At 64.7% G+C, this 21,339-nt stretch carries 16 protein-coding genes and 4 pseudogenes; 13 read left to right on the top strand and 7 right to left on the bottom strand.

What is annotated here, in order from left to right; genetic code table 11:
- Positions 1 to 22: 22 nt before the first annotated feature.
- The 4 genes and pseudogenes from ACDI39_RS01600 to ACDI39_RS01585 form a co-directional block, all read right to left on the bottom strand.
- Positions 23 to 592 (bottom strand): SPOR domain-containing protein, encoded by a 570-nt coding sequence (locus ACDI39_RS01600; RefSeq protein ID WP_225790788.1) that lies wholly within the window; start codon positions 590 to 592, stop codon positions 23 to 25.
- An 89-nt stretch (positions 593 to 681) separates the two neighbouring features.
- A pseudogene (locus ACDI39_RS01595) lies at positions 682 to 828 on the bottom strand (helix-turn-helix domain-containing protein); the annotation flags it as partial.
- A gap of 101 nt (positions 829 to 929) precedes the next feature.
- Positions 930 to 2,273: a dimethylsulfonioproprionate lyase DddP gene (gene dddP, locus ACDI39_RS01590; protein WP_486537348.1), complete on the bottom strand. Its 1,344-nt coding sequence runs from the start codon at positions 2,271 to 2,273 to the stop codon at positions 930 to 932.
- A gap of 102 nt (positions 2,274 to 2,375) precedes the next feature.
- A complete protein-coding gene (locus ACDI39_RS01585) occupies positions 2,376 to 3,605 on the bottom strand; it encodes an aromatic ring-hydroxylating oxygenase subunit alpha (protein WP_486537346.1) in 1,230 nt (409 codons plus the stop codon).
- A gap of 226 nt (positions 3,606 to 3,831) precedes the next feature.
- Between ACDI39_RS01585 and ACDI39_RS01580 the strand changes: the two are divergent.
- Positions 3,832 to 4,082: pseudogene (locus ACDI39_RS01580) on the top strand (LysR family transcriptional regulator); the annotation flags it as partial.
- 343 nt (positions 4,083 to 4,425) lie between these two features.
- Positions 4,426 to 5,319 (top strand): dihydrodipicolinate synthase family protein, encoded by an 894-nt coding sequence (locus tag ACDI39_RS01575; RefSeq protein ID WP_486537344.1) that lies wholly within the window; start codon positions 4,426 to 4,428, stop codon positions 5,317 to 5,319.
- Positions 5,320 to 5,463: 144 nt separating this feature from the next.
- Here ACDI39_RS01575 and ACDI39_RS01570 read toward each other — a convergent pair.
- Positions 5,464 to 6,381: pseudogene (locus ACDI39_RS01570) on the bottom strand (LysR family transcriptional regulator).
- Between the two features lie 179 nt (positions 6,382 to 6,560).
- On the opposite strand from ACDI39_RS01570, the pseudogene ACDI39_RS01565 reads away from it, so the two are divergent.
- The 4 genes and pseudogenes from ACDI39_RS01565 to ACDI39_RS01550 all read left to right on the top strand — a co-directional run bounded on the left by ACDI39_RS01565 (position 6,561) and on the right by ACDI39_RS01550 (position 10,981).
- A pseudogene (locus tag ACDI39_RS01565) lies at positions 6,561 to 7,736 on the top strand (M20 aminoacylase family protein).
- A gap of 25 nt (positions 7,737 to 7,761) precedes the next feature.
- Positions 7,762 to 9,078, top strand: coding sequence for an MFS transporter (locus ACDI39_RS01560; protein WP_225790782.1), 1,317 nt, complete (start codon positions 7,762 to 7,764; stop codon positions 9,076 to 9,078).
- Positions 9,079 to 9,175: 97 nt separating this feature from the next.
- Complete coding sequence (locus ACDI39_RS01555; RefSeq protein WP_225790781.1) at positions 9,176 to 10,522, top strand: OprD family porin; 1,347 nt, start codon at positions 9,176 to 9,178, stop codon at positions 10,520 to 10,522.
- A gap of 129 nt (positions 10,523 to 10,651) precedes the next feature.
- Complete coding sequence (locus tag ACDI39_RS01550; protein WP_225790780.1) at positions 10,652 to 10,981, top strand: YegP family protein; 330 nt, start codon at positions 10,652 to 10,654, stop codon at positions 10,979 to 10,981.
- Positions 10,982 to 11,042: 61 nt separating this feature from the next.
- On the opposite strand, the gene ACDI39_RS01545 is transcribed toward ACDI39_RS01550, so the two are convergent.
- Both ACDI39_RS01545 and ACDI39_RS01540 read right to left on the bottom strand, forming a co-directional pair.
- Positions 11,043 to 12,215, bottom strand: coding sequence for a hypothetical protein (locus tag ACDI39_RS01545; protein ID WP_225790779.1), 1,173 nt, complete (start codon positions 12,213 to 12,215; stop codon positions 11,043 to 11,045).
- A gap of 25 nt (positions 12,216 to 12,240) precedes the next feature.
- On the bottom strand, positions 12,241 to 12,558 hold the full coding sequence (locus tag ACDI39_RS01540) for a hypothetical protein (protein ID WP_225790778.1): 318 nt from the start codon (positions 12,556 to 12,558) through the stop codon (positions 12,241 to 12,243).
- A gap of 301 nt (positions 12,559 to 12,859) precedes the next feature.
- Here ACDI39_RS01540 and ACDI39_RS01535 point away from each other — a divergent pair, with 301 nt between their 5' ends.
- The 7 genes from ACDI39_RS01535 (at position 12,860) to ACDI39_RS01505 (ending at position 21,339) form a co-directional block, all read left to right on the top strand.
- On the top strand, positions 12,860 to 14,917 hold the full coding sequence (locus tag ACDI39_RS01535) for a carbon starvation CstA family protein (RefSeq protein ID WP_486537340.1): 2,058 nt from the start codon (positions 12,860 to 12,862) through the stop codon (positions 14,915 to 14,917).
- A gap of 12 nt (positions 14,918 to 14,929) precedes the next feature.
- Entirely contained in the window at positions 14,930 to 15,133 is a 204-nt protein-coding gene (locus ACDI39_RS01530; RefSeq protein ID WP_225790947.1) for a YbdD/YjiX family protein, read from the top strand.
- A 107-nt stretch (positions 15,134 to 15,240) separates the two neighbouring features.
- Complete coding sequence (locus ACDI39_RS01525; protein ID WP_225790946.1) at positions 15,241 to 16,587, top strand: cache domain-containing protein; 1,347 nt, start codon at positions 15,241 to 15,243, stop codon at positions 16,585 to 16,587.
- Between the two features lie 34 nt (positions 16,588 to 16,621).
- Positions 16,622 to 17,254, top strand: coding sequence for a response regulator (locus ACDI39_RS01520; protein ID WP_225790945.1), 633 nt, complete (start codon positions 16,622 to 16,624; stop codon positions 17,252 to 17,254).
- Between the two features lie 139 nt (positions 17,255 to 17,393).
- On the top strand, positions 17,394 to 18,146 hold the full coding sequence (hutC, locus tag ACDI39_RS01515; protein ID WP_253081799.1) for a histidine utilization transcriptional repressor HutC: 753 nt from the start codon (positions 17,394 to 17,396) through the stop codon (positions 18,144 to 18,146).
- Positions 18,147 to 18,493: 347 nt separating this feature from the next.
- Entirely contained in the window at positions 18,494 to 20,170 is a 1,677-nt protein-coding gene (gene hutU / locus ACDI39_RS01510) for a urocanate hydratase (protein WP_486537337.1), read from the top strand.
- A gap of 11 nt (positions 20,171 to 20,181) precedes the next feature.
- Positions 20,182 to 21,339, top strand: coding sequence for a CaiB/BaiF CoA transferase family protein (locus ACDI39_RS01505; protein WP_225790675.1), 1,158 nt, complete (start codon positions 20,182 to 20,184; stop codon positions 21,337 to 21,339).

Genomic DNA, 21,339 nt, shown 5'->3' with positions numbered 1-21,339 from the left:
TATCGACCGGCCAGCCGCCGTCTCAGCGCTCGGCCCCATGCTGGATGACGATCGAATCGGTCCCCAGGCGCCCCATGACATCGGCCTTGCGGGCCTCGGCCTCGGCCTTGGTGGGGAACGGCCCCATCAGCACCACCGGCTTGCCGTCGCGGTACTCCACCGAGGACGGGATCCCCTTCTCGATCAGGCGCGCCGTCATGTCGCTCAGGGCCCCCATGTTCGGGCCCTGGATCACTTCCACATCCCAGCCTTGGGGCGCCGGCTGGTCGGCCAGGGCATCGGCGCGACGCTGCAGGTCGGCGCCACCGCAGATTTCACGGATGCGCAGGTTGTTGCCGGTTTCATCGACGAGCACCTCGTACTGGCCATCGTGCTTGATCGCCACGTAGCTGCGGTACGGCTCGTACTGGCCGGCATCGTCCTTGCCACGGACCTGGCCGCAGATGGAGCCCTGGGTGTCGATCCGCACGTTGGCGAACTTGGCCGTCTTGGGGTTGTGCAGGTGTTCGGCCACCTGCTTGTGCACGCCCTCGACCTCGTTCTCACAGCCGGCCAGGGCCAGCACTGCCATTACCACTGCCAGTTTGCGCACGCGTCTACCTCCTGATTCGAAGGGGCGGATTCTAGCATGATGCAAGCAGCAGATCGCTGGGACGTAGCCACCCGCCAGCGTTGCCGGGATCAGATCTCACAGCGGACCTCCCGCGAAGGCGGGTGGCCGAAGAAGGCGCTGTAGCATCGGCTGAAATGGCTGCTCGACACGAAACCGCAAGCGAGCGCGACATCCACCACCGACAGGCCGGAGTTCTGCAGCAGGCAACGGGCCTCGGCCGGTACCGGCCCGGGGCGCGCGCAGGCAGCCACATTCACTACACCGCGTCTACTTGCAGCTTGAAGCTTGCTGCTCGCCGCTGAAAAAAACCGCCCCCCTAGTCCCGCAGAAAGCGCTCCTCGAACGGATAGTGGGTCAACAGCTCATACCCGTTCTCCGTCACCAGCAGCTGGTTCTCCAGTTTGATCCCGTCACGCCCCCCGACCTCCCCCACATAGGCCTCCACGCAAAGCGCCATGCCAGCCTGCAGCTCGCCTTCATAGCCATGGGACTGCAAATCCTCCGGGTAGCGGATGCTGGGGTATTCGTCGCACAGCCCCACCCCGTGGAACATCACGCCGTAGCGCTGGGCGCGGCAGCTCTCGGGCAGGCGGTGGCCCTTGGCGGTCAGCTCGGTGAAGTGCACACCGGGCCTGACCAGCTCGATGTTGGTAGTGATGTGCTCATGGGCAATGCGGTACAGGCGCTTCTGCTCCGCGGTCGGCTCCCCGCCACCACAGATCCAGCTGCGCGACATGTCCACGCAGAAGCCGTAGACCCCGATCAAGTCGGTGTCGAACGACAACAGGTCGCCATCGCTCAGGACCCTCGGGCCGGACTCCTGGTACCACGGGTTGGTGCGAGGACCGGAACTGAGGATGCGCGTCTCGATCCACTCGCCGCCACGGCGGATGTTGCCAGCGTGCAGTACCGCCCAGACGTCGTTCTCGGTCATTCCGGCACGCATGGCCTGGTGCATCTCGGCCACCGCCGCTTCGCAGGAGGCGACGGCGCAGCGCATGGCGAGGATCTCGTCCGGCCCCTTGACCATGCGGGCGAACTCGGTCACCTCCTGGCCGTTGTGCACCTCCACGCCCAGGGCATCGAGGGCGCGCAACCCGGCCACCTCGATGCGGTCGACCGCCAGGCGGCGGTTGTTGCCTGCATGGGTGCGTAACAGCTCATCCACCTGCGCGCAGAAATGGCGCGCATGCTCGTCGGTACGGTCACCGGACTCGAAGTAGAAGAACGACGCCCCGCTACGCAGCTCACTGATCAGCGGCAAGTGCGCAGACAGGTGGTCGCAACCGTGAAAGTCCCACAGCACCACATGGCCACTGGCGGCGACGAAACAGGCACGAGCCGGGTTGTGGGTGGTCCACAGCTGCATGTTGGTGGTGTCGGTGGCGTAGCGGATGTTCAGCGGGTCGAACAGCAAGATACCGCCCAGGTCACGGGCTACCAGCTGTTCGCAGATGCGCCGCAGGCGGTACTCGCGCATGCTCGGCAGGTGCGGCGCCTGCAGCCCGAGGCGCTGCCACTCGGCAAAGGCCAGGGGCGTCGGGCCGATCTCGACGCGGTCGTTGTCGTCGACCGAGCCGTCTGCCTTGAGCGCAGCGGCGCGTTGCCGGGAGGGGTCGATACGTCGGGCATGGCTGGGGATCGAGAATGGCGATGTCATCACGGCGTTCCTGTGTTGTTGTTCTTGAATACCGATCACGGCAGAGGGCCGGTGAAGGCCCCTGCCCCACCGGCCACCCCACCCAAATGCCTCTTGCGTGACTCAGGCGATCCGCGCCGAGGCCTCGCCCAGACGGCGGATCATCAGCTCGCAATACCAGTCGACGAACTGGCACACGCCATTTTCCACCAGGCCCGAATACGGCCCTGGCGCGTAGGCCGGCGAGGTCACGCCGACCTGGGTGCCCTCCACCAGGCGGCGGTCCTGGTCGTTGGTCGCCATCCACACCTTGGTCAGGCGCTCGAGGTCGTAGTCCACGCCTTCCTGGGCATCCTTGGGAACCAGCCACTTGGTGGTCACCACGGTCTCCCCCGGCCCCATCGGCAGCACACGGAAACTCAAGGCGTGGTCGCCAAGGAAGTGGTTCCAGGTCGAGGGGTAGTTGAAATAGAGCAAGGCACCGATATTGCCCACGCCGCTGCGGTCCAGGCGACGGGACACCGCTGGCTTGCCGTCCATGGTGTAGCTGCTGGCGCCATTGTTGAGCGGGATGCGGGTCATGCGGTACTGGCCGCCTGGGTCCATGACCAGCCGGCTGGCCAGGCCACCGGCCTCGTAGGTGTTCCAGTGGGTGGCCAGCTCCGGGTCTTCCTCGCCGCCGATCCCCTGCACCGAGACGTTCTCGACGAAGGAGTTGAGCAGCTCCGGGTGCGTGCCGTCGCAGTGGTAGCACTCGCGGTTGTTCTCGAAGACCAGCTTCCAGTTGCCCTGCTCGACCAGGTTGGACTCGAAGGCGACCTTGCAGTCTTCCAGGTAATGGGGGCCGATGAACGGCGAGACCGCGCTGCGGAACTTCTCGAAGTCCGGCGCCACCTTGGCTACGCAAACGTAGATGTAGCTGTGGACCACCTCGCAGTGGGCGGGCAGCAGGCCGTGGTCGGCGGTATTGAAGTCCGGGCCCATGTTACCGGCGAACAGCAAGCGACCATCCAGTTCGAAGGTCCACTTGTGATAAGGGCAGACCAGCTTGGCCACCTTGCCCTTGGCCTCGGTGCAGACCTTGGAGCCGCGATGACGGCAGGCATTGTGGAAGGCACGGACCTGGCCATCGCCACCGCGCACCACGGCTACCGGATAGTCGCCAATCTGCAACGTTATATATTGGCCGGGCTTTTCGATCTCGAACGTATGCCCGGCGAAGATCCATTCGCGGTGCCAGATCTGTTCGAGGTCCTGGCGATAGACTTCCGGGTCCCTGTACGCGATACCCGGCAGCCCATGCTGCGGCTTGCGTTGTTTTATCAGGTCCAATACATCGGTACTTTTGTACATTATTATGGATGCTCCCAAGTAAGTGCAGGAGGGCCGCGGCATGCCGTATGCGTCAGGGCTCATCAGCCCGATACAACCTGTACGATTAAGTCCTCAATGTTTCAATCGACTCGGATAGTCTGCCGATTGAAATAATCGAGCGGTCATCGCTGCTGCTTGACAAACAGTCTAGGGCGAGGTTCTCAGTCTCAAGAATCGACTTTTTATACGGTCTATTGATTACCTGATGTTATGGTCAAGCCACACCGAACCCGATCACACATTGATGAAGATGCCGTCCCTGCGCGCCGTCAAGGCCTTCGTCGCGGCGGCCCGCTACCAGAACTTCACCCGCGCGGCGCAAGCACTGTGCCCCACCCAGGCGCGGCCATCAGCAAGCAACGGGTGACGCCGTGCTGCTCGCCGGCCTTCGCCAACTTCTGGCTCAGCACCAGGTTGCCCGCCTTTTTCGACACCTATCCAGAAATAGACCTGAACCATCGCGTTCGAGTGGTCATCCCCCGAAGACCTGGATGGATAACCTCAGATCATCAGATGCTCCGTGTAAATGTCGCTGTATTCCACTCTTGCGCAACACTAACCTTCACCTTGATGCTGTGCAGCGCTTCGAGGTGAAGGTGGCCTGAATGTGGGAGGTCTGAATAAATGAATAATTCATTCGTCCATCCGGATATCAATCGCCCTGCAAAAGTTCTCTTTCAGCGGACGCCGTGAAAACATTCATGTTGCGTGAAGAACAACGTCATACCGACTGATTTTTCACTCACAAAAGAAGCGCGCCCCGAAAATATACAGCCAAAACAAGAAGAGGTTATTCCATATGTCCGCATTCCCGTTTTCCGGTATCAACCTGGCCATCACTACGCCCTTCGATACCCAAGGCAATATCGACTATGCCCGCTTCGAAACCCTGATCGAGGGTTATATCGCCGCTGGCGTGCATGGCTTCGTGCTCAGTTCCGGCACTGGCATGCACGTCTACCTGAGCAAGGAAGAATCCAAGGAGTTGGTCGCCTTCGGCGCCAAGGTCATCGCTGGCCGTGCCCGGGTGATCGCCCAGACCTCCGCGCTGCTGGTCGAGGACGTGCTGGAACGCACCCGGCATGCCACCGATTGCGGGGCCGATGGGGTCATGGTGCTGCCGCCGTTCTTCGAAGGCCCGACCGACGACCAGGGCATCGTCGACTTCTACACCACGGTCTGCCAGGCGGGCCTGCCGGTCATCGGCTACAACGTGCCCCAGGCCGTAGGCGTGGAAGTGACTCCGGCATTGTTTGGCAAGCTCAGCGAAATCCCCAACTTCGTGTCGGTCAAGGACAGCAGCGGCGACCTCGCTGCCCAGGCCTCGCTGATCCGCACGGGCCTGCCCACCATGAACGGCGCCGATCCGCTGGCGCCCTATGCCCTGTATGCTGGCGCCGCGGGCCTGATCTGGGGCGGCGCCAACATGGCGCCACGCACCTGCGTCGCCTTCGTCAATGCGGCCATGGAGCGCCAGTGGGAGCGTGCCCGCGAGATCTGGCGCGAACTGGAGCCGGTCATGTCGTTGATCTGGCAAGGCGACTACGTGCAGTCGGTCTACGCAGGCGCGCAACTGAGTGGCTATGGCGCCGGCAACCCACGCCGCCCGCTGGCTCGTCTGTCGGCGGAAAAGCTCGAGGTGCTCAAGGCCGCCCTGGGCCCGCTGGCCTCGCGCGAAGCCGGCCTGGCCTGACACCTCGACATGTACGTGGCCAAGAAGTTTCCCAAGCACGCCAGCCTGTCCGGCTGGGTGGGCCTACTGCCACCGCGCACGCCCAGGCCGTCCCTCGACAGCGCCGTCACGGCCGACGTCGCCATCAATGACGCCCGGGCGTGCTCAGAAGCACAACCTGAGCATGTCCGCCAAGCGTCGGTCATCCGCGCTGCGTGACCGGCAGCAGGCCTTCAGCGCTTGCTGCAGGCAGCGCACGAAACAGCGCGCGGCCGGGTCCAGCACCTGGTCGCGCAGCTGAATCACGCTGATATCCCCCTCCTCCAACGGCTCGTCCAGCGCCAGGGCGCGTGCCTTGTCGCGCAGTGGCTCGCACAGCAGCATCGGCGCGGGCGAATAGCCGAGCATGCCGGCATCGATGATCAGGCTGCTGAGCATGGCGCTGGACTGGGCGCAGACGATGCGCCCCGGCTCGAGGTCCAGGCCATGGCGGCCGAACAACTGCTGCATCAGCGAGTGCTGGCCTGTCTGGGTGAAGTTCATGACCCAGTCGTGCTCCAGCAACTGGCCGAGCTAGCGCGCCTCCTGCAACGGGTGGCCGATGCGTGCCAGCACCTGCATGGGGTAGTGCGCCAACACCTGGTGGCTGAACTCCTGGGCCGGCAGCCCCCCGGCCGGGCCCAGGGCGAACTGCATCTGGCCGCTGCGCAACAGCGACAGGCTGACCGCCTGCAGGCCTTCGTAGAGCTCCAGTTGCACCGCCGGCATCGCCTGGCGAAAGGCTTGCAGTGCCGCGCCCAGCAGGGTCTGCCCGAACCAGGGCGTGATCCCCACGCACAAGCGGCTCGGCGTTTCCCCCCGCAGACTGGCCAGGTCGCGCTGGGCCTTTTCCAACTGGCTGGCGATCTGCCGGGCATGCGGCAGCAGGGTCAGGCCCGCCGTGGTCAGGCGCGCGCCGCCGGCATGCCGGGCCAGTAACGCCAGCCCCTGCTCTTGCTCCAATTCACGCAAGGCACGGGTGATCGCCGCCTGGGACAACGCCAGGGCCCGGGCGGCGGAACGGATGCCACCGTGGTCGGCCACGGCGATCAGGGCCTGTAGCTGGTGCAGCTTCACGAAGAGTCTCCTGCCTGAACACCAAGGGTCGTCATGACAACATTTTTGCGGCTTATGCCCGGCCGGCGGGGGCGCTAGGTTAAAGCACGAGGCCAGGGCCGCCAACGGGCCCTGCAGTGTCGCCTCGCTGACCAGGAAAGAACAATATGCATAACACCTGCATCGCCCCCGGCATCGCCGCCATCACCCCGGCCATGGTCGAGCTGCGCCGGGCCATCCACCGCCAGCCCGAACTGGGCTTCGAAGAGTTCGCCACCCGTGCGCGGGTGATCGACCACCTGCAGCAGTGGGGCTACGAGGTCCACCAGGGCCTGGCCGGCACCGCCGTGGTCGGCACCCTGCGCAATGGCGCAGGCCTCACGCTGGGCCTGCGCGCCGAGCTCGATGCCCTGCCGATCGACGAACAGAGCGGCCGCCCCTGGGCCAGCACGGTACCGGGCAAGATGCACGCCTGCGGCCATGACGGGCACACCGCCATGCTCCTGGCGGCAGCTTGCGAACTGGCCCGCGAGCGCCACTGGCGCGGCACCCTGCACCTGTTCTTCCAGCCCGCCGAGGAAGGCCACGGCGGCTCCGGCGCCAAGCGCATGCTCGACGAAGGCGTGTTCGAACGCTTCCCCTGCAACGCCCTGTTCGCCCTGCACAACTCCCCCGGCATGCCGGTCGGCCAGTTCGGCGTGCTCGCCGGGCCGCGCATGGCCTCTACCGACAGCGTGACCATCGTCATCCACGGCCAGGGCGGCCACGGCGCGATGCCCGACAAGACAGTCGACCCGGTGGTGGTCGGCGCTTCGCTGGTCCTGGCGTTGCAGACCATCGTGTCGCGCAACGTGCCGCCGAGCGAGACCGCGATCATCACCGTGGGCGCCTTGCTCGCCGGCGATGCCGCCAACGTCATTCCCGACCGGGCCGAACTGCGCCTGAGCGTGCGCACGCTCGACCCCTAGGTCCGCCACCTGCTGCGCCAGCGGATCGCCACCCTCGCCGAGCTGCACGCCCAGGGCTATGGCGCCACGGCCGACGTGAGCTTCGGCGAAGGCTACCCAGTGCTGGTCAACGACCCAGAGGCCAGCCAACTGGCCGAACAGGTGATACGCGACTGGCTCGGCGACGAGGGCCTGGCGCCACGGCAGCAGCCGATCTGCGCCAGCGACGACTTCGCCTTCTGGCTGGAGCAGGTCCCCGGTTGCTACCTGCTGATCGGCAATGGCCACGGCAGCGGCACCTGCGAGGTCCACAACCCTGGCTACGACTTCAACGACCTGGCACTGCCCCTGGGCGCCACCTTCTGGGTGCGGCTGGCGCAACGTTTCCTGGCCTGACGGCCATCGCAAGAGAGCACAGACGATGACAACAAAAACAACAGACTTCGCCATCGACACCCACAGCCGGCCACCCAGCAAGCGCCGGGCGATCGCCGCGATCTGCGTGGGCAATGCCCTGGAGTTCTACGATTTTCTGGTCTACAGCCTGCTGGCCACGCTCATGGCACGGCTGTTCTTTCCCTTCAGCGACCATCCGTTGATTCCGCTGATGCTGTCGCTGGCGGTGTTCGGCACCGGCTTCGTCATGCGCCCCCTGGGCGGCTTGGTGATCGGCCTGTACGCCGACCGTGCCGGGCGCAAGGCGGCCATGCGCCTGACCCTGTGGCTGATGGCGATCGGCTCGCTGCTGTTCACCGTCGCGCCCACCTATGCCCAGGCCGGCCTGCTCGGCCCAGCGGTGGTGATCGTCGCGCGGCTCTTGCAGGGCTTCGCAGTGGGCGGGCAGATCGGCACCTCGACCACCATGCTCATGGAGTATGCCGACAAGCATTCGCGCGGCTACTACTGCAGCTGGCAGACCTTCAGTCAGAGCCTGGGCATCTGCCTGGGCGGGCTGATGGTCACCCTGTTGAGCACCCTGCTCAGCCCCGAGGCCATGGACAGCTGGGGCTGGCGCCTGATCTTCGCCCTGGGCATCCTGGCCATCCCGGTCAGCGAGTACATCCGCCATCGCCTGGAAGAAACCCAGGCCCACCGCCAGATCGTGCGCAGCGGCGCGGCGGTGTCCCAGGGCAGGCAACTGGCCGTGCTGCTGCAGCACCCACGGCAGATGCTGGCGGGCGTGCTGCTGGTGATCGGCGCCACCGTGCCGATCTACACCATCCAGTTCTACCTGGCCAACCATGCCATCGGCGTACTCGGCATGCCCCTGGCCAGCGGCACCTGGGCGGCGATCGTCGCCTGCCTGCCGCCCCTGCTGCTCTCGGCCCATGCCGGTCGACTGAGCGACCGCATCGGCCGGCGCAAGGCGATCTTCTGGCCCTTGCCGATCCTGCTGCTGGCGATCTACCCGGCCTTCCTGCTGCTCAACCAGCACCCCAACCTGGGCGTGCTGCTCGGCGTGGTGACCCTGCTGAGCATCCCGCTGACCTACACCATCGTGCCCAACCTGGCGATCCTGCCGGAGCTGTTTCCCACCCACATCCGTGCCAGCGGCATGTCTTTGGCCTATTGCATCGGCGTGGCCCTGTTCGGCGGTTTCGCCCAGTTCTTCGCCGCTGGCCTGGTCAGCCTCACCGGCAACAGCAATGCACCGGCGTTCTACATCATCGCGGCGATCCTGCTGTCGCTGGTGGGCCTGAAGCTGGTGCCGGAAACCGCTGGCAAGGACCTCGACTGACCCCTCGGCTCACGGACGAGCCCTCCCCTTCACTGCCCTGGGCCTCCCGCCTACGGCACCCGGATGCGCCGAAAACAAGAACAACAGGTGAAACCTCATGCTCCATCGCCCTGCCACGCTGCTCTGCAGTGCCCTGCTGGCCTCCGATGTGCTGGCCGCTCCCCACGGCCTTGTCGAAGACAGCCAACTGGAGTTGCGCAACCGCAACTTCTACTTCAACCGCGACCTGCGCAACGGCGCCAGCAACGGCCAGGGCGACAATGCCGCCCGGCCTGCGGACGAACGCAAGGGTTACCGCGAGGAATGGGCTCATGGCCTGATGCTTGGCCTCGACTCCGGGTTCACCCAGGGCACCCTGGGCCTGGGGCTCGATGCCCATGCCCACCTCGGCCTCAAGCTCGACAGCGGCGCGGGGCGCACCGGCACCCTGCTGCTGCCGGTGCGCCATGACCGCCAGCGCGACGCCGAAGTGGCGGACGACTACAGCCATGCCGGTGCCGCGCTCAAGGCGCGCTGGCGCGGCAACGAACTGAAATGGGGCGAAATGCGCACCTCGACGCCGGTGTTCACCACCGCCGACAGCCGCCTGCTACCCGAACTGGCCACCGGCCTGTACCTGCGCAACGACACCCTGCCCGGCCTGCTGGTCGAGGCAGGCCACTTCACCGCCTACCACGGCTTCGCCTCCAGCAATGACGACGATAGCCTGCGCACCCGCTATTCCGACGTGGCGGTACGCAGCCTGGATTTTCTCGGGGCCAGCTATTCGTTCAGCGATACCCTGCGCGCGAAACTGTTCCATGCCCGCGCCGAGGACAACTGGCTGCAGTACTACCTGAACCTCAACCAGGACCTGCCGTTCACGCCGTCCAGCGGCCTGAACCTCGACCTGCAGCTGTACCGCAGCGACGCCACCGGGCGGGAACTGTCCGGCCCCGTCGCCAACACCAGCTGGAGCCTGGCCGGAGCCTGGCGCCACGGTCCGCACCGCATCACCCTGGCCTACCAGCAGATCGACGGCGACACACCGTTCGACTATGTCGGTGGCCTGTCCATCGACCTGGCCAACTCGGTGCAGCTATCGGACTTCAACGCCCCCGGCATGAAATCCCGCCAGGCACGCTACGACCTCAACCTGGCCGGCTATGGCGTCCCTGGCCTGAGCTTCATGACCCGCTACGTCACCGGCTCCGGCGCCAGCGACCGGCACTGGCGCCCCGGCCAGCGCTATGCGGGCGGGGCATTGTCCACCTATGGCCAGTATGACGGCGCGAAATGGCACGAACTGGACATGGAGGTGCGCTACGTGGTGCAGGCAGGACCGGCCCGCGACCTCTCCCTGCGCACCCGCGTGGCCAGCTACCGAGGCAACCGACAGGCCCAGGCCGACCTGCCGGACATCAATGAAGTGCGGCTGATCGTCGAATATCCGCTGAGCCTGTAGAACGGGCGGTGCCAACCCTTTGGAGAAAAACGAAAACACCCAGGATATGCACTACGCTAAAGCAGCGCGGATACTTGCGCAGCGCAGGTGTCGGCCAGTTCTCAGACGACGTCAATACCGGAGATTTTCATGGGCGGTTACTACGAATTGAAACGCAGCGGCGATCAGTACATGTTCAACCTGAAAGCCGGGAACAACGAAATCATTCTCACCAGCGAACGCTATACCACCAAAGCCAGCGCACAGGACGGCATCGCTTCGGTCCGCCAGAATTCGTCGAGCGATGCCAGGTATCAACGCAAGACGGCAGCCGACGGTTCGCCCTATTTCACCTTGACCGCGGCAAACGGCCAGGTCATCGGACGCAGTGAAATGTACTCCAGCACGTCGGCCCGGGATAACGGCATCGCCTCCGTCAAAACCAACGGGGCCACGACCACGGTGAAGGACAACACCTGACCGCTCCGCCGGGCAGCCCTACAGCGCTGCCCGGCAATCGGCACTGTTGCTGCAGAAAACATCATTGCCTCCAGGCAGGCGCAAGCACGACACCCTTGCGGTGAGCATCGAGGAGCACAGGTTCACAGAAGCGCCACAGTTGCTCGAGAACGGAGCTCACCCGGCCGGCGAGTTGCAGGGGGCCAATGACACTTTCCTCGGGCACGGAGCGTTCGAGGACAAGATGCAACATCTGCCGCCGCATTTCGGTGGGCGGATGGGTGGTAGAGAGCGGTATGTCGGCCTCGCCCGTCCTGATGACACTGACTGCCCGCTCGACGATTTCGATGCAACCGAAGAAAAACTCAGCGCCCCAGAAACTCAATGAAAGATCGAACCCTCTTTTCCCCATGACGGCGAGCATGAATTCGAGCCCACGGACATCCGCCTCGAACTCTTCGTTCCAGTTCGTGGTTATTTCGTCGATATCTTCACCGGCGATGACGGCCCGCTTCGTCTCATCGCCATTCAGGTGCCCGCTGACCAGATGCCCGTACTCATGCCCCAGGACGAACAACTCGAGGGCATCGCGCAATGCGCTGGCAATCCCATCGTAATTGGGCTCTGGCAAGTAAGACGTGGCCAGGTGCGGGTGCCCGCCCACGATGTACGCCAGCAGCACCTCCAGGAACTTCTCGGGAAGTTCCGGCCTGGCTGCCAGTTCCTGTTGCCAGTCTGCCGGGTCGACAGAAAACATCAGGCGCCCCTCGCTGTCGCCTTTGAACGGGAATGTTCTGGAAACCGCCTTGGCCGCGAGGTTGGCGAAACCAAAGAGCCCGTCTTCGATGAGGATGATGACGTGGTCGAGCCCGGGTGCCTTGAGCGCCATGCCATTGACTCGCCCTGTGGGGAGCGTTCCGAACAGGGGCGCAGGATCCAGCTTCATGTTCTGCCCGCTCAGCACCTCCTCTATTTCCTTGGTCATCCTGACCAAGAGCGAATACCACGCGGGGTCCTGATAGGTGCTGATCGCGGTGTCGGGGCCACCGCGCAGTTCTTGCAGCGCCATTTCCCGGAACACCTCGAACGGCGTTCCTCGATGGCGAACCTGAGACTCGTAGTACCTGCGGATGAATGCTTCCTGGAATTCGAGGTAGTCGGCTGTCGCCCAGTCTGGCTCGATGCCCAGGTGTTCATACGTATGCCGCTGGAGTTGTTCGAGATAAGCAAGTGCCTCTTGCGTGTCGGTCGTCATGTCTGCACCTGCGATCGGATGGCATTCATTTCTTCCTTATCGTGAACTCCAGCCCCGTGCTGCCCTTGAGCGAGCCCTTTGCCAGGGAGACGACTGAAACTTCGCCTGACGCATCGAAGGCCAGGCTGAATGAAATCTCGGTAACCACATGCGTTGCGCTTTCATCCGTGACCTCGGACAGCAGTTCGAAAATACCCTGCAGCGTCCCGTCGATGCTTTTCTTGAGCACGTCACTGCCAAGTTCCACGACCCGCTGACCCAGCGCATCGAACCCGGGCACAGGTAAGGCGCTCTTCGTTCTGGGCGGCTCTTCATTAACCAATAATCGAATTTTCCTGGCCATGCGAATCACTCTTGTTGGGTGAGAACTGCTCTGGCATTCCTGGCGAACGATGCTCGGTTCAGTGTAGCTGTCTCGATGGGCTTGTGTGCTGTGAGGGCCTAGGGCCGCTGCGCGCCCCAGTATGGGCGACACATCCAACTGTGCAGACAGCACCGCACTACGTAGTACTACGTAGTCTTCCCGCGTATTACTGCGAATTTTCTCCCAAGCCCAGTGCGCGGACAGTGTGCAGCGCCCTACCCGGGCCCAAACAACAACAAAGACCGCCGCAGGTAACCCACCCGTGGCAGGAGAAAACTCGATGACCAATCTGGCTACCCGAATTGCCTGGTTCGCCGTTGCCCTGCTTGGCGCATTCGCGCTCGGCACCCTGGCCTTGCGCAGGGGCGAAGCCATCAATGCCTTGTGGATCGTAACCGCCGCCGTGGCCATCTACCTGGTCGCCTACCGCTACTACAGCCTATTCATCGCCACCAAGGTGATGCAGCTCGACCCTACACGTGCAACCCCCGCCGTACTCAACAACGATGGCCTGGACTACGTCCCGACCAACAAGCACATCCTCTTCGGCCACCACTTCGCCGCCATCGCCGGCGCCGGCCCCCTGGTCGGTCCGGTGCTCGCCGCGCAGATGGGCTACCTGCCCGGCACGCTCTGGCTGATCGCCGGCGTGGTGCTGGCTGGCGCCGTGCAGGACTTCATGGTCCTGTTCCTGTCCACCCGCCGCAACGGCCGTTCGCTGGGCGACATGGTCCGCGAGGAAATGGGCCGGATTCCGGGCACCATCGCCCTGTTCGGCTGCTTCCTGATCATGATCATCATCCTCGCGGTGCTGGCGCTGATCGTGGTCAAGGCCCTGGCCGAGAGCCCGTGGGGCATGTTCACGGTGATGGCGACCATCCCGATCGCGATGTTCATGGGCATCTACATGCGCTACATCCGCCCGGGCCGCATCGGCGAGATCTCGATCATCGGCGTGGTCCTGCTGTTGCTGTCGATCTGGCTGGGCGGCCAGGTGGCCGCCGATCCGGTCTGGGGCAAGGCGTTCACCTTCACCGGCGTGCAGATCACCTGGATGCTGGTCGGCTACGGTTTCGTCGCCGCCGTGCTGCCGGTCTGGCTGGTGCTGGCGCCGCGTGACTACCTGTCGACCTTCCTCAAGATCGGCACCATCGTCGGCCTGGCCATCGGTATCCTGATCATCGCGCCAGAGCTGAAGATGCCGGCCCTGACCCAGTTCACCGACGGTACCGGCCCGGTCTGGAAGGGCACCCTGTTCCCGTTCCTGTTCATCACCATCGCCTGTGGCGCGGTGTCCGGCTTCCACGCGCTGATCTCCTCGGGGACCACGCCCAAGCTGCTGGACAACGAAGTCAACGCCCGCTACATCGGCTACGGCGGCATGCTGATGGAGTCGTTCGTCGCCATCATGGCCATGGTCGCCGCCTCGGTGATCGAGCCGGGCGTGTACTTCGCCATGAACAGCCCGGCCGCGGTGGTCGGTGCCGACGTCGTGTCGGTGGCGCAGACCGTCAGCAGTTGGGGCTTCACCATCACCCCCGAGCAGCTCGAGGCGACCGCCCGCGACATCGGCGAGCACACCGTCCTGGCCCGTGCCGGCGGTGCGCCGACCCTGGCCGTGGGGATCGCGCAGATCCTCCACCAGGTGCTGCCGGGCGAGAACACCATGGCCTTCTGGTACCACTTCGCGATCCTGTTCGAGGCACTGTTCATCCTCACCGCGGTGGACGCCGGTACCCGCGCCGGGCGCTTCATGCTGCAGGACCTGCTGGGCAGCTTCATCCCGGCGCTCAAGCGCACCGAGTCGTGGGGCGCCAACCTGATCGGCACCGCCGGCTGCGTGGCCCTGTGGGGCTACCTGCTGTACCAGGGCGTGATCGACCCGCTGGGCGGCATCAATACCCTGTGGCCGCTGTTCGGCATCTCCAACCAGATGCTGGCCGGTATCGCCCTGATGCTCGGCACCGTGGTGCTGATCAAGATGAAGCGCCAGCGCTATGTCTGGGTCACCCTGCTGCCGGCCGTGTGGCTGCTGATCTGCACCACCACCGCAGGCCTGATCAAGCTGTTCGACCCGAACCCGGCGGTGGGCTTCCTGGCCCTGGCCAACAAGTACAGCACTGCGCTGGACGCCGGCCAGGTACTGGCGCCGGCCAAGGACCTGGCGCAGATGCAGCACGTGGTGTTCAATGCCTACACCAACGCAGGCCTGACCGTGCTGTTCCTGTTCGTGGTGCTGAGCATCCTGTACTTCGCCCTGCAGGTCGGGCGCCGTGCCTGGGCCAAGCCCGAACGTACCGACAAGGAGTCGCCGTTCCAACCCCTCCCCGAGGCCTGAGGATACGCATCGATGTTCAATGACCTGAGCAAGATGGGCAAATACCTGGGGCAGGCAGCCCGCATGCTGGTCGGCATGCCCGACTACGACAACTATGTCGAGCACATGCAGGCCAAGCACCCGGGCAAGCCGGTGATGAGCTACGAGGCGTTCTTCAGGGAACGCCAGGCCGCACGCTACGGCGGCGGCAATGGCCGCCCCGTCCGTTGCTGCTGAACACCCCACCCGTACAAAGAGCGCCACGCCTGTCGTGGCGCTCTTGCTTTTGGGGCATGACATCAGGCAAAACCTGCTACCCCCGCCTCCTCGCCCCGGGACCGACCATGCAACTCAAGCACAAGATCGTCACCCTCAGTGTCCTGCCGCTTCTGGTGTCGGTGCTGTTCATCTGCGTCCTGGTGTTCGCCCAGAGCCGCAAGCTCGAGGAGGACCAGGCCCGCCTGGTGCAGAGCAGCATCATGGCCGCCAAGAAGGCGGAGCTGAAGAACTACCTCGAACTGGCGATGAGCCTGATCGCGCCGCTGTACGACAGTGGTGCGGACGACGACAAGACCCGCCAGCGTGCCTTGCAGATGCTGGCCCGGGCGAGTTTCGGCGTGGATGGGTACTTCTTCGTCTATGATCGTCACGGCAAGAACCTGATGCACCCCAGGCAGGCGGAGCTGGTCGGCAAGGAACTCATCGGCATGACCGACAAGAACGGCCTGCCGGTGATCCAGGCGCTGCTAAGCAGCGCCAGCCAAGGCGACGGCTACCAGCTGTACGACTGGCAGAAGCCCTCCAGTGGCCAGGTCACCGGCAAACTGTCCTACGTGGTGATGCTGGAGCGCTGGGGATGGATGCTGGGCACCGGCATCTATATCGACGACGTGGAAGTGGCAACGCTCAAGTCGCGCCAGGAAGTCGCCTCCGGCGTCCTGACCACGGTGCTGGCGATCGCCTCCTTCTCCTTGCTGGCCGTGCTGGTGATCTTCACCGGCGGCCTGATGCTCAACGTCAGCGAACATCGCCTGGCCGACCGAAAGCTGTCGATGCTCAACCAGCGCATCGTCAACCTCCAGGAAGAAGAGCGCTCCCGCGTCTCCCGCGAGTTGCACGACGGCATCAGCCAGTTGCTGGTGTCGATCAAGTTCCAGTTCGAACTGGCAGCCCTGGAAGTGGCCAACGGCCAGGCCGAGGGGCTGGCCAACCTGCGCAAAGGCACGACCCGCCTGGGCGCCGCGATCGGTGAGATCCGCCGTATCTCCCATGACCTGCGCCCGTCGCTGCTCGATACCTTGGGCCTGTCGCCGGCCATCGACCAGCACCTGCGCGAGTTCGAGCAGCGCACCGCGATCCGCACCCAGTACGAATGCGCGCTGGACGACATCGAGGTGGATGCCGACCTCTCGCTCACGCTGTTTCGCATCATCCAGGAGGCCCTGGCGAACATCGAACGCCATGCCAAGGCGAGCACCGCTATAATCGCGCTGGCCGCCCACAACGGCATGATCACGCTGCGCGTGCAGGACAACGGCGTGGGCTTCGACCCTGGCGCGGCGGACGAAAGCCACGGCATCGGCTTGAGAAACATCCGTGAACGGGTCGATCACCACCACGGCACCTTCAGCATCGTATCCATGAGCGGCCGCACACAATTGCAGGTCCACATACCGATCCGCAGCGCGTGATCGGCTTCATCACCTTCAGTGCCCCGAGACTGCCATGAGCGTTACTCCCCCAATCAGAATCGCCCTGGTCGACGACCACGTCCTGGTGCGTGATGGCGTCAAATCGCTGCTCAGCGCGATCGCGCATTTCCAGGTGGTCGGCCAGGCCGAGTCCGGCGCCCAGGCGCTTGAGCTAGTGGCGGCCCTGGAGCTGGATATCCTGCTCGTCGATGTGGGCCTGCCGGACATGAACGGGCTGGAGCTGACCCGCAGGCTGCGGGCCCTGTACCCGGGCATCAAGATCCTCATGCTGAGCATGTACGACAACCAGGAGTACGTGCGCACCTCGATCAGCGCCGGCGCCCTGGGCTACGTACTGAAAAACGCGCCCTCCACGGAGCTGATCGCCGCGATCGAGGCCATCGCTGCGGGCGGCAGCTTCTACAGCCCGGAAATCGCCCGCAAGCTGGTCGGCAACAACCGCGACGAGCATGACCTGACGCCGCGCGAAGTGCAGGTGCTGTCGATGATCGCCAAAGGTGCGAACAACAAGGAGATGGCGCGGGAGCTGGGGATCAGCGTGCGCACCGTGGAAACCTACCGCTTGAGCATACGGCGCAAGCTCAATATCGATACGGCGGCGGCGTTGGTGAAGTATGCGATCGAGCATGGGTTGGTTTCCCTTTGAGGGGCCTGGTGAAACGGCCTGACCATCGGGCATATGAGCTCGATGGCACGTTGGCACGGTCTACTCGCCTAGGCGCCGCCTGACAGGCGGGGTTAAACTGGGGGCGACGCGAACCGCCCAACCATTTCCAGGAAATCCCGTGCCCAACGCCTCCGACGACCGCGCATCCTTGGCCGCCTTTGCCCTCGAAAGCCCTGCCCCGCTCTACGCCAGGGTCAAGGACATCATCTTGCAGCAGATCCGCACCGGTGTCTGGGGACCGAACTTCAAGCTGCCCTCCGAGAGCGAGCTGTTCAACCAGTTGGGCGTCAGCCGCATGACCATCAACCGGGCGCTGCGCGAACTCACCATCGAAGGCGTGCTGGTGCGCCTGCAAGGGGTGGGTACCTTCGTCGCGGAAGCCAAGGGGCATGCCGCGCTGTTCCGTATCCACGACATCGCCGAGGAAATCACCTCGCGTGGCCACACCCATCGCAGCGAAGTGATCCTGCTCGAAGCGCTGGGGGACCAGGCCCCCGCCTCGCTGCCCTTCACCCTGGACGGCGTGTGCAACCTGTTTCACTCGGTGCTGGTGCATTACGAGAACGAAACCCCGGTGCAGATCGAGGAGCGCTTCGTCAATGCCGACATTGCTCCCGATTACCTCAAGCAGGACTTCACCCGCATCACCCCTTATGCCTACCTGGTGCAACTGGCGCCGCTGACCGAAGCCGAGCACAGGGTAGAAGCCATCCACGCAACCCCCGCCGAATGCAAGCTGCTGCGCATCAAGCGTACCGATCCATGCCTGCTCATCCGCCGTCGTAGCTGGTCTGGCAAGGGGCAAGTGGGCTGCGCGCGGCTGGTCTATCCGGGCTCACGCTACCACTTGGAGGGCCGCTTCGGTCAGTAGCGCTGCAAGCCCTGCTGGGCCATCGGCCTGTTTGGTCGATAGCCCCTCGTTTTGCATTTTTTGCTGCTCGCAAAACTTTTTCTCTCCTTTCGTCGCCCTCCTGGCGTCCACGGCGGATGCCGATAGACACCTTCACGACACTCAACCCATTGAAAAATAAATTCATTTTCTCTCCCTGAAGCCCTTGTCCAGAGCGCCGACGGCAGGTTGCGCGCGCGTTCGCGCCATCTTGTATATACAGGTTGATATATGGTTGTATGTATAAGCGATGACAGGCATCGACGATCTCTCAGGTGCGAGCGAGAAATCGTCACCCGGGACACCACCCCCACAAGAAGGAAACCACCATGAAAGCTTCCCGATTCCGCGACACCGAAATCCGCGCCCCGCGTGGCAACAAGCTGACCGCCAAGAGCTGGCTGACCGAAGCGCCGCTGCGCATGCTGATGAACAACCTCGACCCGCAGGTGGCCGAGAACCCCAAGGAGCTGGTGGTGTACGGCGGCATCGGCCGCGCCGCGCGCAACTGGGAGTGCTACGACAAGATCGTCGAGACCCTGACCCGCCTGGAAGACGACGAAACCCTGCTGGTGCAGTCGGGCAAGCCGGTCGGCGTGTTCAAGACCCACGCCAATGCCCCGCGCGTGCTGATCGCCAACTCCAACCTGGTGCCACACTGGGCCAACTGGGAACACTTCAACGAACTGGATGCCAAGGGCCTGGCCATGTACGGGCAGATGACCGCCGGCAGCTGGATCTACATCGGCAGCCAGGGCATCGTCCAGGGCACCTACGAAACCTTCGTCGAGGCCGGTCGCCAGCACTATGGCGGTGACCTCAAGGGCAAGTGGGTGCTGACCGCAGGCCTGGGCGGCATGGGCGGTGCCCAGCCGCTGGCCGCGACCCTGGCCGGCGCCTGCTCGCTGAACATCGAATGCCAGCAGAGCCGCATCGACTTCCGCCTGCAGACCCGCTACGTGGACGAGCAGGCCAGCGACCTGGACGACGCCCTGGCGCGCATCGCCCGCTACACTGCCGAAGGCAAGGCCATCTCCATCGCCCTGCATGGCAACGCCGCCGAAATCCTGCCGGAGCTGGTCAAGCGCGGCGTGCGCCCGGACATGGTCACCGACCAGACCAGCGCCCACGACCCACTCAACGGCTACCTGCCCGCCGGCTGGACCTGGGAGCAGTACCGCGACCGTGCGCAGACCGAGCCAGCCGCCGTGGTCAAGGCGGCCAAGCAGTCCATGGCCGTGCACGTGCAAGCCATGCTCGACTTCCAGAAGCAGGGCGTGCCGACCTTCGACTACGGCAACAACATCCGCCAGATGGCCAAGGAAGAAGGCGTGGCCAACGCCTTCGACTTCCCCGGCTTCGTCCCGGCCTACATCCGCCCGCTGTTCTGCCGTGGCATCGGCCCGTTCCGCTGGGCGGCCCTGTCGGGCGACCCGCAGGACATCTACAAGACCGACGCCAAGGTCAAGGAGCTGATCCCCGACGACGCTCACCTGCACCGCTGGCTGGACATGGCCCGCGAGCGCATCAGCTTCCAGGGCCTGCCGGCACGTATCTGCTGGGTCGGCCTGGGCCTGCGTGCCAAGCTGGGCCTGGCGTTCAACGAGATGGTGCGCAGCGGCGAGCTGTCGGCACCGGTCGTCATCGGCCGCGACCACCTGGACTCCGGCTCGGTGTCCAGCCCCAACCGCGAGACCGAAGCCATGCGCGACGGCTCCGACGCGGTCTCCGACTGGCCGCTGCTCAACGCCCTGCTCAACACCGCAGGCGGCGCCACCTGGGTCTCGCTGCACCATGGCGGTGGCGTGGGCATGGGCTTCTCCCAGCATTCGGGCATGGTCATCGTCTGCGACGGTACCGACGAAGCGGCGGCGCGTATCGCGCGCGTGCTAACCAACGACCCGGGCACCGGCGTGATGCGCCACGCCGACGCCGGCTATCAGATCGCTATCGACTGCGCCAAGGAGCAGGGCCTGGACCTGCCGATGATCACAGGCAAGCCGTGAGGGCCACTGTCATGAACCAGCACAACTCTACGCCAAGGCCATTGCAGGGCATCCGTGTGCTCGACCTCAGCCGCGTGCTGGCCGGCCCGCATTGCACCGCGATGTTGGCCGACCTGGGCGCCGAGGTCATCAAGTTCGAAGTCCCTGGCCATGGCGACGACAGCCGCCACCTGGGCCCTTTCGGCGCAGATGGCCAGAGCATCTACTTCGGCTTGATCAACCGTGGCAAGCGCAGTGTCGAACTCGACTTCAAGGCGCCGCCCGACCTGCGCCGCTTCCATGAGCTGGTGGCCGACGCCGACGTCGTGGTGGAGAACTTCCGCCCCGGCGTGACGCAGCGGCTGGGCATCGATTTCGACAGCCTCAAGGCGCTCAACCCCCGGCTGATCTATGCCAGCATTTCCGGGTTCGGCCAGAGCGGGCCGCTGTCCGCGCGCCCGGCCTACGACATCGTTGCCCAAGCCATGTCCGGGCTGATGAGCGTGACGGGTTTCCCGCAGACCGGCCCGACTCGCAGCGGCGAAGCCCTGGGCGATCTATGCGCCGGGGTCTATGCCGCCTGGGCGATCAGTTCGGCGCTGTTCGCCCGCGAGTTCCACGGGACAGGCGCGCAGTACCTCGACGTGGCCATGTTCGATGTGCTGGTCAGCCTGCAGGTGACCGGCCTGTCCAACCTCTTCGCCCGTGGCAGTGCACCGGGCCTGGTGGGTAACCGCCATCCGGTCTCGACACCCTTCGACACCTACCGTGCCGTCGATGGCCTGGTGGTGATCGCGGTGGCCAGCGACAAGCTGTTCCGCCGCTTGTGCCACTGCATGGCGCACGAGGCCCTGGCCGATGACCCACGCTTCGTCGACGACGGCTCGCGCACCGCGAACGAGGCGGCACTGAAGGCGCAGATCGAAGCCTGGACAGGCACTCGCAGTGTCGCGCAGATCTGCGACCTGCTGCTGGACGCCGGCGTACCCGCCTCCCCGGTCTGGAACCTGGCACAAGCCACCGGCAGCGAACAGGCCGAAACCCGCCAGTTGCTGGTGGAGGCTGGCGTGCAGTCGCCCCTGGTCCCGCAGCCGATCTTCTTCAACGGCAACAAACCCCACGCCACCTCGCCCGCCCCACGCCTGGGCGAGGCCAATGCCCTGTTCGGCCTGAACCCCACTGGAGAATGA

Source organism: Pseudomonas sp. Tun-23181 (assembly GCF_057415455.1).
Note: the sequence above shows the minus strand (reverse complement) of the source record. Positions and strands in the feature narration are given on the sequence as shown.